The following is a 16,187-nucleotide window of genomic DNA, read 5'->3' on the forward strand; positions in this document are numbered from 1 at the left end:
TCTATTATACATACAGAAAAAGGCTATCTAATTTTTAGACAGCCTTTCTTACATTATGATGATTACAAATAATTAATCTACTTTTCTGCTTTGACCAACTGACTGATTTCCATCAATAGACAATAATGTAGTTTGTTTTGATAAATCTGACCCTATCACATCTACTTTTCTACTTTGTCCAACTGATTGATTTCCATCAATACTAACTCTGGTATTGTTCATTATAGTATCATTTGTAGTTGCAGAAGTATTTAAAGAAGTTAATACCATTGCTAAAGAGAATAATCCTGTTGTTAAAGCTAATTTTTTCATGATTGTTGAGTTTATGTTGTTATACTTTTTTACTTTTTTAATCCCGTTTCGTTCGGAATTCTTTTGTAAAACTAAACAGTAAAGCTCAATAATTGCTTAAAAAAAAGGCGTTTATGGTCAATGCCACTCGTTCGTGAGTGAATGCATAGCAAATTAGGGCAGATGGTTTATTTTAAGTTTCTATATAATTTTCATTGGCAAACTCACTAATTATGAAATCAACATTAGCTTTGTAAGACTTGGAAAATGGCAGTTTTATAGTGGTTTTTTTTATATAACACAGAGCGTTTCCGGTATGTATCCGTGAAATATAATTTCTGTTTACAATGTAACTGTTATGTATCCTTATGAATGGATTTGACAAAACGGTTTCAAAGTGTTTTAAAGTTTTAAAAGCCGTAATCATTTCTCCGTTTTTCAGATGGATATCTGTAGAATTATTATCTGCCTGGAAATAACAGATTTCATTTGAATCAATATAACGATGATCTCCATATGATTTTACACATAAAATAAAGGATTTTCGATTTTTATTCAGAGCGCCATCTGCATCTTTTTTTTCTTTCGGTTTCAGTTTCTGCACCAAAAGCACTTCATCTTCACTGGATAATTTATTTAATTTATGAATCAGTTTTACAAAATCTATTGCGGTCACTGGCTTAAGAAAATAATCACTTACTTCATACTGGATACAATCAAATGCTAAATCCTTGCTTTTTGTTGTTACAATAATTTTAGGGAGCTCTTTCAGGTACATCAATAATCCATTAATTAAATTTAAAGATAGCCCACTGGCTTTGTCTTTAGGGGCTATTTCTAAAAAAATCAAATCCGGTGTATGTTTTAAAATCAGGTTCAGTCCATCGGTATGATTATTTGCAGAAGCTATAAAATTAAGCTCTGCAAATTCCTTTGCAATTGCCTTTGTTTTTTCAACAGATTCTGGATCATCGTCTAAAATGATGTAGGTGTAATTCATTGTTTTGGGATTAAATTGGGGGTTAATCTATTATTTTGGGATTGGTTTTCTGTAAAAGAAAACATTTAAAGTTATAAAAAATATCCAAAACAAATCCTTGATTTAAAAAAATAACGGAAAGAATCGTATAAAAAAATCCCAAATTCCTAATAGAAATTTGGGATTAATATCTTAATAATCAAAAAATTACATTTTCATTAACCAGTTTTTCATTGAAACCTCATTTTCGATAATTGCTTTTAAATCGGCTATAGCAACACGATCTTGTTTCATGGTATCTCTATGACGAATGGTTACAGTTTGATCTTCTAATGTCTGATGATCTACAGTAATACAGAACGGCGTCCCTAAAGCATCTGCTCTTCTGTAACGACGTCCAACTGCATCTTTTTCATCATAAGCTACATTAAAATCCCATTTTAAATCTTCGATGATTTTCTTTGCAACTTCCGGCAATCCGTCTTTTTTAACTAATGGTAAAACGGTAGCCTTGGTTGGTGCCAGAACTGCCGGCAATTTTAGTACTGTTCTTGTCGATCCATCTTCTAAAGTTTCTTCCTGCAATGATGTTGCAAAAACTGCTAAAAACATACGATCAAGACCTACAGATGTCTCTACAACATACGGAACATAGTTTTCATTTAGTTCCGGATCAAAATATTGCAATTTTCGTCCTGAATATTGCTCATGTGCTTTTAAATCGAAATCTGTACGGGAATGAATTCCTTCTAATTCCTTAAATCCGAAAGGGAAATTAAACTCAATATCGGCAGCTGCATTTGCGTAGTGTGCTAATTTTTCGTGATCATGAAAACGGTAGTTTTCTTTTCCTAATCCCAAAGATAAGTGCCAGTTTAAACGGGTAGTCTTCCAGTGTTCGTACCATTGCATTTCTTCACCCGGACGCACAAAAAACTGCATTTCCATTTGTTCAAATTCACGCATACGGAAGATGAATTGTCTGGCAACGATTTCGTTTCTAAATGCTTTTCCAGTTTGGGCAATTCCAAAAGGAACTTTCATACGACCTGATTTCTGGACATTTAAAAAGTTTACAAAGATACCCTGAGCTGTTTCCGGACGTAAATAAAGATCCATCGCATTTTCTGCAGAAGCTCCAAGTTTAGTACCAAACATTAAGTTGAATTGCTTAACATCTGTCCAGTTTCTTGAACCGGTTTCAGGATCAGCAATTTCTAATTCTTCGATTAATGCTTTTACGTCTTCTAAATCTCCGGCGCCCAAAGAACGACCTAATCTTTCGCGAATTTCTTTTTCTTTTGCAAGATATTCTACTACACGCGCATTGGTTGTAATAAATTCCTGTTCATTAAAAGCATCTCCAAAACGTGCTTTTGCTTTATCAATTTCTTTTTGAGCTTTCTGGTGAATTTTTTCAGCAAAATCTTCAACCAAAACATCTGCTCTATATCTTTTTTTTGAATCTTTGTTATCAATCAAAGGATCATTAAAAGCATCAACGTGGCCTGAAGCTTTCCAGGTGGTTGGATGCATCAATATTGCAGCATCAAGGCCCACAATATTATCATTCATCTGAACCATTGATTTCCACCAATATTCACGTATATTCTTTTTTAACTCGACACCATTTTGTGCATAATCATAGACAGCACTTAATCCGTCGTAAACTTCGCTTGACGGAAAAATAAATCCGTACTCTTTTGCGTGCGAAACCACATTCTTAAATAAATCTTCTTGTTTTGCCATAGTGATGCAAAAATATAAAAAGTGAGTTTAAAAAAAAGAAAAATAGTTGAAGATTGACCTCTGATTTTTAAATTTTTATACATAAATCCTGATTTTTATGTTTCAGAATAGAAATTTATATTTTTTTAAATTAATTTATATCAGTAAGTACATAGAATTACTATTTCAAACCTTTACTTTCTTATCAGTTTAAAAATTTCTTTCTTATCACCATTACCCACCACTAGAATATAAAAACCTGATGGTAATCCCGAAATTTCTATTATTTTATCATTAGAAATTCCCTGACGCAATTTTTGATATTGTGGATCCAATATTTCGTAATTAAAATTAGAAAATGGAAAATTAAAAACCTCAACTGTACTTTCTGCAGGATTTGGCAAAATATAAGGCCGGTCTTTGTGAGCATTATTTACAACTTTCATGTGAGTTGCATTGCATGTTTTTTGAATAAAACTTTCCAGTTCTTTATTATAATATTTTTTCTCGTAACCCAAAGTTCTTGCCTTTTGAAAATAATCACACGCTTTTTGAGATTGCCCTAAATCATCATAAATTATTCCGAGGTATTTATTTGCAACCGAATTTTTATCATTTATCCGCAAAGCTTCATTTAAATCTGCAATACCTAAGTCTGTTTTTCCTAATTTATGATACGCAAGTCCTCTTATTGTTCTTAAATCACTTTCTGCGTTTCCGTATCCGTTTTCATATAGATTCGCTTCATTTTGAAAAGCAATATCAATATTTTCTACCGCTTTATCATACTGTTCCAATTCTAAATATGTATACCCTAAAACCCAGTGCGCAAAATTATGATTTGGAAATCTACGCTCTACTTCGTCCAAATAGTAAATTGCTAATCGATAATCCTGAGTTTCTGTAGCCAGATAAGCACCCAGATTAAAGTAATGTCTTGTTTCTTCCGGATCAATTTGAATTGCCTTTAATTTGTAATCAATACTCAGATTATCATTTTCAAATCTGGAATAAATAGTAGAAAGTCTGCTGTAAATTTCAGCTAAATCCTGGTTCAGTCTGGGAAATTTTGTTAGTGCATTTGGATCTGCTTTAATATTTTCTAACTGTGATTTAAATCCTAAAAAATCAAATTCTGCTAGTACATTGTCCTCAAGATAGATCCGGCTTGCTGCTCTGCCATAGCGTAGTCCATAATTGTAGGGATCCGATTTTAACAATTCATTGTTTTTGACTATAATAGCGTAGTTTTCTTCAGTTTTTGCTTTATTTTTAAGATTATCCTCTTTCAGGAAATCTTTTCTTTTAATCAAAACGCCCTTTTTAAAAAGCCAGGTCGTTTTTAGCTTTCCATCGCTTGAAAACTTTTGACAAAGACCGTTTATCAAAGTATTTTCATCAAAATAAAATCTTTCATCCAATCCTCCAACAATATGATAAGTTTTAATACTATCTAACTTTTGATCAGCTCCCAAATAAAATTCTCTGGCAACGAGTCCATTTTTAAAAAACGATCTATTTACGCTTCCACCCTTTTGAGCGGTTATTTGATTTTCAAAAACTAAAAAAATGATTACTGCTAAAATTACACAGATCCTATGGTAGCTATTTTTCATATAAAAAAGATTGATTCAGTGGCTTGAAAAGTTATTAGTTAAGTTTAAAAACTAAAAAGTTATTTTTTTTTGTAAAAATATTTTGATTAAAATTAATATTTTAATTATATTTATTCAAAAGGCAATAGTATTTTATCGCCATAATAATACGCTCTCTTTAAATGATATTATTCCTATTTTTTAACTAAATCATCCAACTGTGCTTAATTACCTTATTAATCTCTTTTTCCCCAAAGTTTGTGCAGGATGTCATTCTCTTTTAATGACGAATGAAAGCGTTCTATGTACCAATTGTCGCCATGAAATGCCACTTACCCAATACCATTTAGACCCTAACAATGAAGCGGTCAAAAAGTTTTATGGTAAAATTGAAATTGATCATGCTTCTGCGTTTTTGTATTTTAATAAAAAAGGAATCGTTCAGGAACTGATTCATAATTTGAAATACAAAGGATACGAAGAAATTGGAACATTGTTGGGAAACTGGTATGTTGAGGATTTAAAAAGTATAAAGCCTGAGACTCCTTTTGATGTTATAATTCCTGTTCCGCTGCATCAAAAGAAACTCAAGGAACGTGGCTATAATCAGATCACCACTTTTGGAAACGCTTTAGCAAAAGGGCTGAACATTGGCTACAATGATGCGATTTTATTTCGGAAAAAATATTCTAAAACCCAATCCAAAAAGAATCTTTTGGGCAGATTAGAAGGTATAGAAAATGTATTTGATGTACATATTTCAAAAGAAAATCATCACAGGCATTTTTTACTTGTTGACGATGTTCTCACAACTGGAGCTACGTTAGAAGCCTGCTCCCGCGCCTTACTCAAAATTCCGGGAGCAAAAATTAGTATTGTTTGTATGGCGATGGCAAACTCGTAAATTTTAATTTACGATTATCTTTTTAACAATCTTTTTATCTCCATTTGTTACTGTTACCAAGTATAATCCGGCAATCGGATTTTGCATTTGTATATCCTGATAGAAATAAGGGGCTTTGTCAAATGTTTTGTCATACACTTTTTTACCAGATAGGTCGTGAATAGTTACTTGTACATCTTTAGTAGCATCACAAGTGAACTGAATTGTAAAATTTCCCTGATTCGGATTACTATATACTGCAAAATCTATTTCTTCAAATTCAGATTCATCTAAAGTAAAAGTTTGGCTGCAAATAGTTACAGATGCCGAATTTATGGTCCCAAAACTTCCTGAAACCGCATCACGCACCATAAAGCCCCAGGTTCCCTGAGGATTTTGACCATTAAAAACGCTTAAAAATTCTGCCGGTACAACAAGTTGGCTTGTTGTTTTAGAACAATCTAAAGCAACTCCTGAATCATCATACTCCAACATTAAAGTTGAATTAGTACTGTCGCAGTTTTTATCAAACAATTTCACAACTGTTCCCTGAGGATTTACGATTTGAATTTCTAAATCTGAGAACCTGGCATGTGTTACACTTAAAGTCACATTTACATCAGATACGATTCCTGTTGAAGCTGGCACAGTTACTGATTTTGTTGTAAAAGAAGATCCAAATGGTATGTTAAATGCACTGTCAAAACTATAAGTATCACAAGTCGTTGCCGAGGTGTATCCTACAGCAAAAGGATTTGAGTTTAAGGCGTAATAAATATTAGCGGTAGGCTCAATTAAAATTCTGCAATTTTTAGCCGTTATATCAGAAGGAACAGTTATAGTCTGAGAACCATCGTTTGGTGTATTTGATATCAGGATAACAGGAAAAGTCAAGCCTCCATCTGTAGATAATTTGATATTTACATTATCAGAACCAGGCAAAGTATTGGTTTTATTTACATTCCAGGTTATGGCCTGAAAAGAACCTTTTTGCCACCCTATATCATTCGCCTTTTGCGAAGTTACTGCAAAAGGACCAGCCGCAGCATCTACTGTAACAGTCATATTAGCAGTATTGGTCTGAGGAGTTCCTAAAACAGCATTATCCCTTGCTGTAAGCGAAAAATGTAAACTTCTTGCTACTGAAGGAACCGACTCCCACGTTGTCGTTAATCTATTTTGCACTACAGTACTCAAACTTGGCATATATCGAACAGGTGAACTACCCGGCAGAAGAGAACGAAACAATGGTCCATCAGGTTTTGAAGGTTTAGCAATACTATTATCACCCGATGCTGTAGTGGCAGTATCATTTTGCTCCCAGCAGTATGTAACAGTATCACCATCCGGATCAGATCCCGTTCCTGTTAAAATAAACGGAGTATTAATCGGAATAATATAATTTGAACCTGCACTTATAACCGGAGGATTATTATCAATTACAGATGTACTTACAGGGCATGTTTTGGTAGCCAGATTATTCTGGATTTGTAAAATACTGGCATAAGCAAAATAATCATCAGAATTGCTTTGAACATCATAATCCCCTGTTACTCCTGCATACGCCATGATTGTAGAACCACTGCCTGGCTCTACGTTTGTACCGGTTCCTTCAATTTCATACGAAAAAGTATGTGTTCCTCCTAACTGATGCCCCATTTCGTGTGCTACGTAATCAATATCAAATGTATCTCCTTGAGGAATTCTGTTTGAAGGAGATGTGAAAGCACTTCCTTTTGCCTGATCATCTGATGCAGAAACAGGATTATCGCATACACAACCTATGCAGCCTGCGTCTCCTCCTCCTCCCGAACGCCCAAATAAATGCCCAATATCATAATTACCATTTCCAATCACGTTAGTTAATGTTTTTTGAACCTCAAGATTCCAGGCTCCATCAACACCTTGTCCTGCATCAGAATAGGGATCCGCTGCATCTATGTAAATAACATCTTCATTGTTTGCAATTATAATTAATTTTAAGGCCAAATCTCTGTTAAATATACCATTAACCCTTGCCATTGTAGCATTCATACCGGCTAACGCTCCTGCTTTGGTCCCTCCAAAAAATGCGGCATACTCCCATGTACACGACAACGCCAGTCGAAGGGTTTTAAATACTTTATTATTAGATGCTGTTTTTGCTGTTTTTGCGGAATAGTTGCTGACATTAGCATCTTTTGTTTTGCAAATCATTGATTTTGAAGCATCCTTGTTTTTCGATGTAAACAATACATACTCCGCTTTATTCTCCAGATTCTGTTCGATAAACTCAGTTGGCTTATCAGAACGAAGTACCATAGTCTGTACTCCAATTGGTGCTACGCTAAAATGGATTTTTGCTGTTTTATCATCTAACCCTGTTCCTTCATAAGCTCTGATTTCAGGATATTTAGCTTGTAATTCAGGATCAAAATTAGATGACTCCCAAACCATAAAACGTTCTAAAACACCAGCTGCATTTGGAATTGTGATTTCTGATACAGCACTTTTTGATGTTTTACCTGAAACTGCAATTTTCTGAATTAAAAGATTTTCATTCAGCTTGTAATATAACGTATTCTGATCATTAACGTTTCCGCTTTTTTTTGCCGTAACCGAATTAACTTTCTCCCAAAGTACATTTGTTTGAGCATGAACCGAAATACAACAAAAAATAAAAAGCAGGACAATTAGCTGTTTTTTCATAATCAAGAGGTTATTTAGAAAATCAAAAATAAATTAATTAAGTTGAATTCTTTTCTATTATCGACAGATATTTATTTCTCATCGACAAATTACTCCATTTTCACAAAAACTAAACGAATCCATTTAAAAAATCAATTCAGGTTAGTATCAGATTTAAAATAGATAGTATAAATTTGCAGCATCTTAAACTATTTGCTTTGAAGCTTTTCGAATCTATTAATGAATTTCATTCCAACAAGAAAACTATTCTGACTCTTGGAACCTTTGATGGCGTTCATATTGGTCATAAAAAAATTCTTGAAAGGCTTAATCAAAATACTGAAAATGGCAAATATGAAAGTCTGGTTCTAACTTTTTTTCCACATCCCAGAATGGTATTACAGGAAAAATCAGAAATAAAACTTCTCAATACCATTCAGGAAAAATCCAAACTTCTGGAAGCAACAGGCATCGAAAACCTTGTTATCCATCCGTTTAACGAAAGTTTTTCAAGATTAACGGCCGAAGAATTTGTTCACAATATTTTAGTAGATCAGTTTCATATCCATAAAATAATTATTGGTCACGACCATCGTTTTGGAAGAAACAGAACTGCCAATATTGATAATTTAATTGCCTTTGGTGCTGAATACGGTTTTGAAGTCGAGCAAATTTCAGCTCAGGAAATCCAGGATGTTTCAGTAAGTTCTACCAAAATCAGAAAAGCTTTGCAGGAAGGCAATATGGCTCTGGCAAATCAATATTTGGGCTATGCCTTTTTTCTAAAGGGTGAAGTCGTAAAAGGAAAACAACTGGGTAGAACCATTGGTTTTCCAACAGCAAATATCCATATCGAAGAAGAATATAAATTAATTCCTAAAAATGGTGTTTACATTATAAAGACTTTTATTGAACAAATAGAGGTTTTTGGAATGATGAACATTGGTTTCAATCCAACTGTAGATGGGCAAAAACAAACTATCGAAGTAAATCTTTTCGATTTTGATGCTAACATTTATGGACAAAAACTTGAAATTTCCCTTCTAAAATACCTTCGTGAAGAGCAAAAATTTGGTTCAGTAGATTTGTTGAAAGAACAATTAAATCTGGACAAAAAAACTGCATTGGATTTTTTAAGTAAACCCTGAAAAATCCCAACAATATCCTTTTCGTTATTTTTAAATCATCGTATTTGTTTTTTTAGTAAATTTAATACACTTTACTGTTTATCAAATATTTACTATTAACCTATTTAAAAATAACCATCATGAAATTACCAAAAGAAATTGTCAACGGATCCCTAATATTCCTTGGCATAGGCATTTATTTTTTATTGATGAATGCATTAGGTTTAGCCGATTTATTCTATTTACGAACCCTAAATGTCTTTTTCATTTTTTATGGCGTAAACAGGACTATGCAGATGAACCTGCATGAAGGAGAGACCAATTTTGTATCAAACGCTGTTTCTGCCATGGCGACCTCAGTTGTGGGTGTATCTATGAGCGTTTTCGGATTATTGGTTTACAGTTATGTACAAGGCGGAGATGCTTATGTCGAAACTTTATCCAGGACTTTTATGTTTGGAGGAAACCCATCAGTACCAACATATTGCATCTGTTTACTGTTTGAAGGACTTGCTTCCTCGGTAATCGTGACTTTAATGATGATGCTGTATTGGAACAATAAATATATCGCCGATTAATTTTTCAAAATAATTCAAACATTTTAGCACTCTAAAATCATAAAAAAATACAATTCTATGATTTTAGAGTGTTTCTTTTTTGAAAAAAACTATCAAATATTCATTTACGAGATACATCATTGGTTGATTAGAACAATTTAACTACTTTTGAAACTTCAAAAACAATGTATCAATGAGCATTACAAAACACAACTGGACAAAAGACGAAATAATCGCCATATATAATAAACCTATGATGGATCTGCTGTATGAAGCAGCAACAATCCACAGACAAAAACACGATCCGAACGTAGTACAGGTATCTACCTTACTTTCTATAAAAACCGGTGGATGTCCTGAAGATTGCGGTTACTGTCCACAGGCGGCTCGTTACAACACAGGAGTAGAAGGAAATGACTTAATGAGTGTAAGTCAGGTAAAAGCTCAGGCCTTGCGTGCCAAATCCAGCGGATCATCCCGTGTCTGCATGGGAGCTGCCTGGAGAAACGTAAAAGACGGTGACGAATTTGATCAGGTATTAGAGATGGTACGTACCATCAACAAACTGGATATGGAGGTTTGCTGTACTCTGGGGATGATTACCGAAAATCAGGCACAACGTCTGGCTGAAGCAGGATTATACGCCTACAACCACAATTTAGATACTTCTGAAGATTATTATAAAGATGTTATTTCGACACGTGCTTTTGAAGACCGTTTAGAGACCATTGAAAATGTTCGTAAAACCAATGTTACAGTTTGTAGCGGTGGCATTATCGGCATGGGGGAAAGTATCGAAGACAGGGCAGGAATGCTTGTTGCTCTTTCTACATTGAACCCGCAACCGGAATCTGTGCCCATTAATGCCCTGGTAGCCGTGGAAGGAACTCCAATGGAAGATGAAAAACCGGTAGAAATCTGGGAAATGATCCGTATGGTAGCCACTACCAGAATTGTGATGCCGGACACACAGGTACGTCTGTCAGCAGGAAGAACCAATATGAGCCGAGAAGGTCAGGCGATGTGTTTCTTTGCAGGTGCCAATTCTATTTTTGCCGGTGATAAATTACTGACTACTCCTAATCCCGATGTACATGAAGACATGAAAATGTTTGAATTATTGGGCTTAAATCCGCAAAAACCATTTACAAAAATTTCACAGCCACAAACAGTAGAAGCGGCAGATTCTCAATTTGCCCCATTAGGCGAAAAACCAAAATGGTCAAGACCTGGACACACTATTGAAAGAAATCTTGAAGCTTCGATTAAATCAAAAAATTAATCAATAGAGTTACTAAATATTTATAAAATGCTTATATAAAACACTATAAGCATTTTTTTTATTTAAAGATGAAGTTAAAAAAAACGAATCGGGTAAAAAACATCAAAGTCTGAGTTTATTTCCCAATATCTAAAAAATCAAATTCCGGTTATTGTAGAAGATCTGACTGAGAACCGGCCTGCCTATCAAAAATGGAAATTATCCCATATCAAAGAAATAGCGGGTGATTAAACAGTTCCTTTATACAATAGCAGGCCTGTAAATCATAAAGATGTTTTTGAAGATCGTTTTAATGAATCCATACTCCAATGAAAATGAGTGATTACATTAATTTACGTGAAGAAAACCAACTAATTACCGCATGCTTTTTTTGGCGGGGAAAATTCAAAAGTGTTTATACATTATGAAATTGACTACTCAAATATTCTTCATTTTCACGAAGAAAAACAATGCATGATTTTCGCTTCTGATCAGTCAAAATACATGTATAAGGTACCTCAAGCCTTAATTTCGAGAGAAGACATTGATTTTGACAATCCTTCATTATGAAAAATTTCCTGCCTTAAAAATGCCAAAGGTTATATAACCAATTTAAAACTTGGCGAAATGCTGTATATGCCCGAAGGTTACTGGCATTATATAAAATATTTAACACCCGAATTTTTCTATGAGTTTACGCTCTTTTACTCAAAACATTACCAACTTATCCAAAGCGGTTTATACTGTTTTAATCATCGCCCATTTGATATTTTGATGCGAAAATTTAGAGATCAGAAATGGATTGATGATCAAAATGAAAAGGCAATTCCGAATACGCATGAAACTTTACTAAAAGAAACCTGTTAATATATTATTTTTTCTGTGTTCAGGGCATTTTCAGTTTTAATTTTAAGTATGAGAAGTTGATTTTTTTGTTTCAGATTAGAAATTGTTATTGAATTTTGATTGGTATTTTGTTCTAGAATCAATTTACCCGAACTATCATAAACCTGAATTTTTTGTATAGTTGAATCATCAGATTCAATAATAAGATTCCCTTTCTCCTGATAAATCATGATATCTTTACTGTTTTTAAAAACCTCAATAGTGTTCAGCGTTTTATGGCTGAATTTTAAAACAAAACGATTATTAAAAATTCCTTTTTCAGTTGAAAAAATATAGGGCTCTTTTTTTAAATCATGTAGAATCATTTTGTCTTTATCTTCAATATAAACAGATTGGCCTGCTAAAATTTTATCTAAATGATCAATACTTATTGTGAACTTTCCATTAATTTCTGTTTTGTATCCAAGTGCAACTTCGTCTGAGTCTTTAAAAGGAAATTCTCTGCCTTGTATAGCCCAATTTTTTTCTTCATTAAAACTATAAAAATCAATATACTTATTTCCATTGAATGACTCTCCGTCAAAAGCCAAGTCGTAACCATTGGTTGCCCCTTCAATATAACCTATTAAAAGCTGTTTGAACGCATTTTCCTCATTTGTAAGATTAAGCCATATTCTGCTTTTTTCTACTGTTTTATTTTTTTTCGTAGACTTAGCCGGTTTAAAGAAAGATGAATTTTGTTCTATAATGCGCATACTGTTTTCAAACTTTACCTCCCCGGCAATTGCACTCTGAATAAAAAAAGATTGTGCCGAAGCAATTTTACCGTCAGGTAACGTTTTATTTTCACCCGAAGCCTGAGCCTGCGTTGTTCCTACGCCTCCTAAAAGATTATAAACGGCATAATCGGCCGAGGCATATTTATTGTTAGTCAATGGCGTATTATGGGTCCAGAAATAAAGAGTCCCTTTGATACTATCCGAATTGGCTTCTAAAAAAACATCTGCATCAAGAGCTGAAGGATAGGGATTGCCTATTAAATTGAAACTATCTGCAATACCAATAGGGGTTTTAATTTTTCCGTTATTCGGAATTCCTTTAAAAACCGCTTCATACTTTTCAGGAGCAGTAGTCGAAAACTCCTGTGGTCCGCGAATAATATATCCCCTTGCAATTGTCATTGGTGCTGCTGAAATTTCTTCTGCCCAATAATTTACATCAGGATTAAAAGAAAAAAACTTATCCGGCAAAGTTGTTGGAGAAACATCTATCAGTTTTTGATTTTCAACAGGAGAAGACCAATAGGTGTAATCAAATTTTCGAATAGGGGTTGTTTTTCGTTTAAGATAAATAATGCCTGTATTGACCATTTCATCATCTGATTGATACAAAGAGGCTGTATCTTCTAAAACCAAAATTCCGGATCCTGAATAATTAAAACTCAATCCCAGGGTTTTCCCGCTTGAAATTGTTACTGTCTTTGCTGAATTGATGCTACAACTACATGCATTTACTGAGTTTGAAAACACATAATCTTCTTCAAAAGTTAACTCTTTTCCAGCGGAAGGAAGTCCATTAGACCAATCTGAACCATTCCATTTTGAACTATTATTGCATAATTTTAAACGTGCAATCCTGTGCTTAGTTATCCCTGAAACCGAATTAAAATTACCACCAATGATCAGTTTATCATCAGCCATAAACGCCATTGTATATAAAGTGCTGTTTAAATTAACCGAAAATGAAGAATCTAAAACCCCACCAGAGGACAAACGCAATAGGCGTAAAGAAGCTATACCATTATAATTTCCTGAAAACGAACCCCCAATTAAAATCCTGTCGTCTGGCTGAACCAAAACATTTCGGACATCACCATTACTAAAACCAGTCCCTGAATTAAAAGTTTCGTCTAATGACCCATCTGAATTAAGTCGTAAGATTCGTTTTTTAGAAACTCCATTATAATTTAAAAAAGAACCGCCCACAATAATTTTTCCGTCAGATTGCAGATCAAGTGCATATACGTTTTTATCAAATCCAATACCTACAGAAAAACTATTATCTACGCTACCGTCAGCATTTAAGCGTATTAATCTGGAATATGGTATTCCGTTAAATGTATCAAATCGTCCTCCTAAGATGATTTTACCGTCAGACTGAACTACAATTGCATCAATAATTCCGTTTGCACCTGTAGCCGTGTTAAAACTCAAATCAATTGTTCCGTCTGGCATTAGTCGTACAATACGACCTGACGTAATACTATTATATTTCGTAAAGTTACCTACAGCCAATATCTTTTGATCCGATTGAATCGCTACTGAAAAAACCTGACCATTAAAGCCACTTCCGGAAATAAAACTGTTGTCTATACTTCCATCAGCTAAAATTCGGGCAATGCGATTACAAATTGTATTGTTATAACTGGTAAAACTCCCTGCTATAATCATTTTTCCATCTAATTGTTGGGTTGCCGTTTTTATAGCATTATTAGCTCCTGACTGTGCTGAATTGAAAGTATTATCTAAATCTCCATTTGGCAAAATACGGGCAATCTTTGCTGAAGGCATCCCGTTAAATTTTGAAAAATTACCAAAAACCATTATTTTATCATCAGATAATGGTACTATTTTTAAAACTGAATTATCAAACCCAACTCCTGCTGATAAATAACTCATATCATGAATTCCATTGGCATCAGTTTTCGCTAGTTTTCCCTGATTTTGGGAATCAAAAACTGAAAATGAACCGCCAATATACCAAGCGCCATCTGTTGAATTTTCTAAACTGTATACCGATGCAGAACCTGGTCCCGCACCCGTATCAAAGTCCGGTTTAACTGTTCCGTCTGAATTTAAAAGTATTAATCTGTTGACCTCCATTTCATTATACAAATCTGTAAATGAACCCCCTACCATAATATTGCCAAAGGCATCTATTTTTAAGATATATACACTACCATTATTAAAACCTGTTCCCGATAAAAACCCGGAATCCATTGTCCCGTCTGGATTTAACCGAATAATTCTGTTTGCAACACTTCCATTATAATCTGTAAATTCCCCACCCAGTATAATTTTGCCATCTGGCTGTAAAACCATTGTATGGATTTCCTCATTAAAAGCTGACCCAACATGAAAAGTCAGATCTAAACTCCCATCAGGATTTAATCGAATGATTCGATTGATATCGACACCGTTAAATTTTATAAAACTACCTGCAACAATAATTTTTCCATCGGACTGAATTTGAACACAGTTTATATTTGTAAGAGCTCCTGAACCTGTTAAAAAATCAGGATCTAAATTTCCATCAGGCAAAATTCTGGCAATCCTGTTTACTGTAATCCCATTATACTTTGTAAAGCTTCCAACAAGTATTATTTTCCCATCTGGTTGCTGCGTAATTTGATTTACAATTCCTGTCCCTGCAGCTATTGATGTATTAAAAGTAATATCCTGCGAACCATCAGTATTTAAGCGAATTAATCTTCCTGAGACGACTCCGTTATAACTCGTAAAATTACCCCCAACAATAATTTTACCATCTTCCTGGATATGGGATGAATATACCTTTCCATTAAAACCAGAACCTGTATTAAAATCTTCATCTATAGTCCCATCTGTCTTTAATCTTGTTAAATATGAAAGAGGTTTTCCGTTAAAGCTCAAAAAATCCCCTCCTACAATTAAATTTCCATCTGTTTGCATTGCCAGAGTCCTGACGGTATTATTAAAACCATCACCGCTTAGACCATTATCATAAGTATTAAAAGTGGTATCTAATTTCCCCTGTTGGGCATTTATATTCGTTATTAGCGAGAAAAAAATTACGAGTAAAAATTGTAGTTTCAATGTCAAAATAAAAAGGTTAAGTTAGAATTGTAATTTTATCAAAGAATGTATTAATAAGAATTTACATGCAATTTATAATTATACCGTGCTTGTTGCAATACCCATATTTAGTGATTTTAATAATTCCTTAAACAAAAAATCCGATAACTTTCGCTATCGGATTTTTAAATCTATGTTGTTTTAGTTGCTATTTAAAGATTACTTTTTTGGTTGTCTGGTAACCATTGTCCAAAACTACTTTTACCAGTAAAACCTGATGAGCAAATGGAAGATTCTCAATCAACAGCTGAAGATTATTTACATCCTCTTTCTGGTATAATTGTTTTCCGGTTATGTCATAAATAAACACCTTCTCAATATTCTCAACTGTCGAATTCACTGTAATATTCTTATTCTGAA

The 16,187-nt window shown here is 33.8% G+C and carries 13 protein-coding genes; 6 read left to right on the forward strand and 7 right to left on the reverse strand.

Translation table 11 applies throughout. From position 1 onward, the window contains the following. Positions 1-72 precede the first annotated feature (72 nt). The 4 genes from DMB65_RS13560 to DMB65_RS13575 form a co-directional block, all read right to left on the reverse strand. On the reverse strand, positions 73-312 hold the full coding sequence (locus tag DMB65_RS13560) for a hypothetical protein (RefSeq protein ID WP_110307170.1): 240 nt from the start codon (positions 310-312) through the stop codon (positions 73-75). A 172-nt stretch (positions 313-484) separates the two neighbouring features. After that, positions 485-1,291: a LytR/AlgR family response regulator transcription factor gene (locus DMB65_RS13565; RefSeq protein WP_110307171.1), complete on the reverse strand. Its 807-nt coding sequence runs from the start codon at positions 1,289-1,291 to the stop codon at positions 485-487. 186 nt (positions 1,292-1,477) lie between these two features. Then, positions 1,478-3,019: a glycine--tRNA ligase gene (locus DMB65_RS13570; RefSeq protein ID WP_110307172.1), complete on the reverse strand. Its 1,542-nt coding sequence runs from the start codon at positions 3,017-3,019 to the stop codon at positions 1,478-1,480. A 173-nt stretch (positions 3,020-3,192) separates the two neighbouring features. Continuing rightward, complete coding sequence (locus DMB65_RS13575; RefSeq protein ID WP_110307173.1) at positions 3,193-4,614, reverse strand: T9SS type A sorting domain-containing protein; 1,422 nt, start codon at positions 4,612-4,614, stop codon at positions 3,193-3,195. A 304-nt stretch (positions 4,615-4,918) separates the two neighbouring features. Between DMB65_RS13575 and DMB65_RS13580 the strand changes: the two genes are divergently transcribed. Then, positions 4,919-5,497, forward strand: coding sequence for a ComF family protein (locus tag DMB65_RS13580; protein ID WP_230470678.1), 579 nt, complete (start codon positions 4,919-4,921; stop codon positions 5,495-5,497). Between the two features lie 3 nt (positions 5,498-5,500). On the opposite strand, the gene DMB65_RS13585 is transcribed toward DMB65_RS13580, so the two are convergent. Next, positions 5,501-8,164 (reverse strand): zinc-dependent metalloprotease, encoded by a 2,664-nt coding sequence (locus DMB65_RS13585; protein WP_110307175.1) that lies wholly within the window; start codon positions 8,162-8,164, stop codon positions 5,501-5,503. Positions 8,165-8,361: 197 nt separating this feature from the next. On the opposite strand from DMB65_RS13585, the gene DMB65_RS13590 reads away from it, so the two are divergent. The 5 genes from DMB65_RS13590 (at position 8,362) to DMB65_RS22760 (ending at position 11,955) form a co-directional block, all read left to right on the forward strand. After that, positions 8,362-9,291 (forward strand): bifunctional riboflavin kinase/FAD synthetase, encoded by a 930-nt coding sequence (locus DMB65_RS13590; protein WP_110307176.1) that lies wholly within the window; start codon positions 8,362-8,364, stop codon positions 9,289-9,291. Between the two features lie 119 nt (positions 9,292-9,410). Further along, on the forward strand, positions 9,411-9,848 hold the full coding sequence (locus tag DMB65_RS13595; protein ID WP_110307177.1) for a hypothetical protein: 438 nt from the start codon (positions 9,411-9,413) through the stop codon (positions 9,846-9,848). A 172-nt stretch (positions 9,849-10,020) separates the two neighbouring features. Next, on the forward strand, positions 10,021-11,109 hold the full coding sequence (gene bioB, locus DMB65_RS13600; RefSeq protein WP_110307178.1) for a biotin synthase BioB: 1,089 nt from the start codon (positions 10,021-10,023) through the stop codon (positions 11,107-11,109). Positions 11,110-11,499: 390 nt separating this feature from the next. Continuing rightward, positions 11,500-11,658: a hypothetical protein gene (locus tag DMB65_RS22755; RefSeq protein ID WP_230470679.1), complete on the forward strand. Its 159-nt coding sequence runs from the start codon at positions 11,500-11,502 to the stop codon at positions 11,656-11,658. A 57-nt stretch (positions 11,659-11,715) separates the two neighbouring features. Further along, positions 11,716-11,955 (forward strand): hypothetical protein, encoded by a 240-nt coding sequence (locus DMB65_RS22760; protein ID WP_230470680.1) that lies wholly within the window; start codon positions 11,716-11,718, stop codon positions 11,953-11,955. On the opposite strand, the gene DMB65_RS13610 is transcribed toward DMB65_RS22760, so the two are convergent. Both DMB65_RS13610 and DMB65_RS13615 read right to left on the reverse strand, forming a co-directional pair. After that, the gene (locus tag DMB65_RS13610; protein WP_110307179.1) at positions 11,952-15,794 is read right to left on the reverse strand and encodes a calcium-binding protein; all 3,843 of its coding nucleotides are present in this window, start codon (positions 15,792-15,794) and stop codon (positions 11,952-11,954) included. The genes DMB65_RS22760 and DMB65_RS13610 overlap by 4 nt on opposite strands. A gap of 181 nt (positions 15,795-15,975) precedes the next feature. Continuing rightward, positions 15,976-16,187: T9SS sorting signal type C domain-containing protein (locus DMB65_RS13615; RefSeq protein WP_123955349.1), on the reverse strand; the 212-nt coding region annotated here is incomplete at its 5' end.

This window comes from Flavobacterium cheongpyeongense (genome assembly GCF_003202435.1).
In the GTDB taxonomy this organism is placed as follows: Bacteria; Bacteroidota; Bacteroidia; order Flavobacteriales; family Flavobacteriaceae; genus Flavobacterium; species Flavobacterium cheongpyeongense.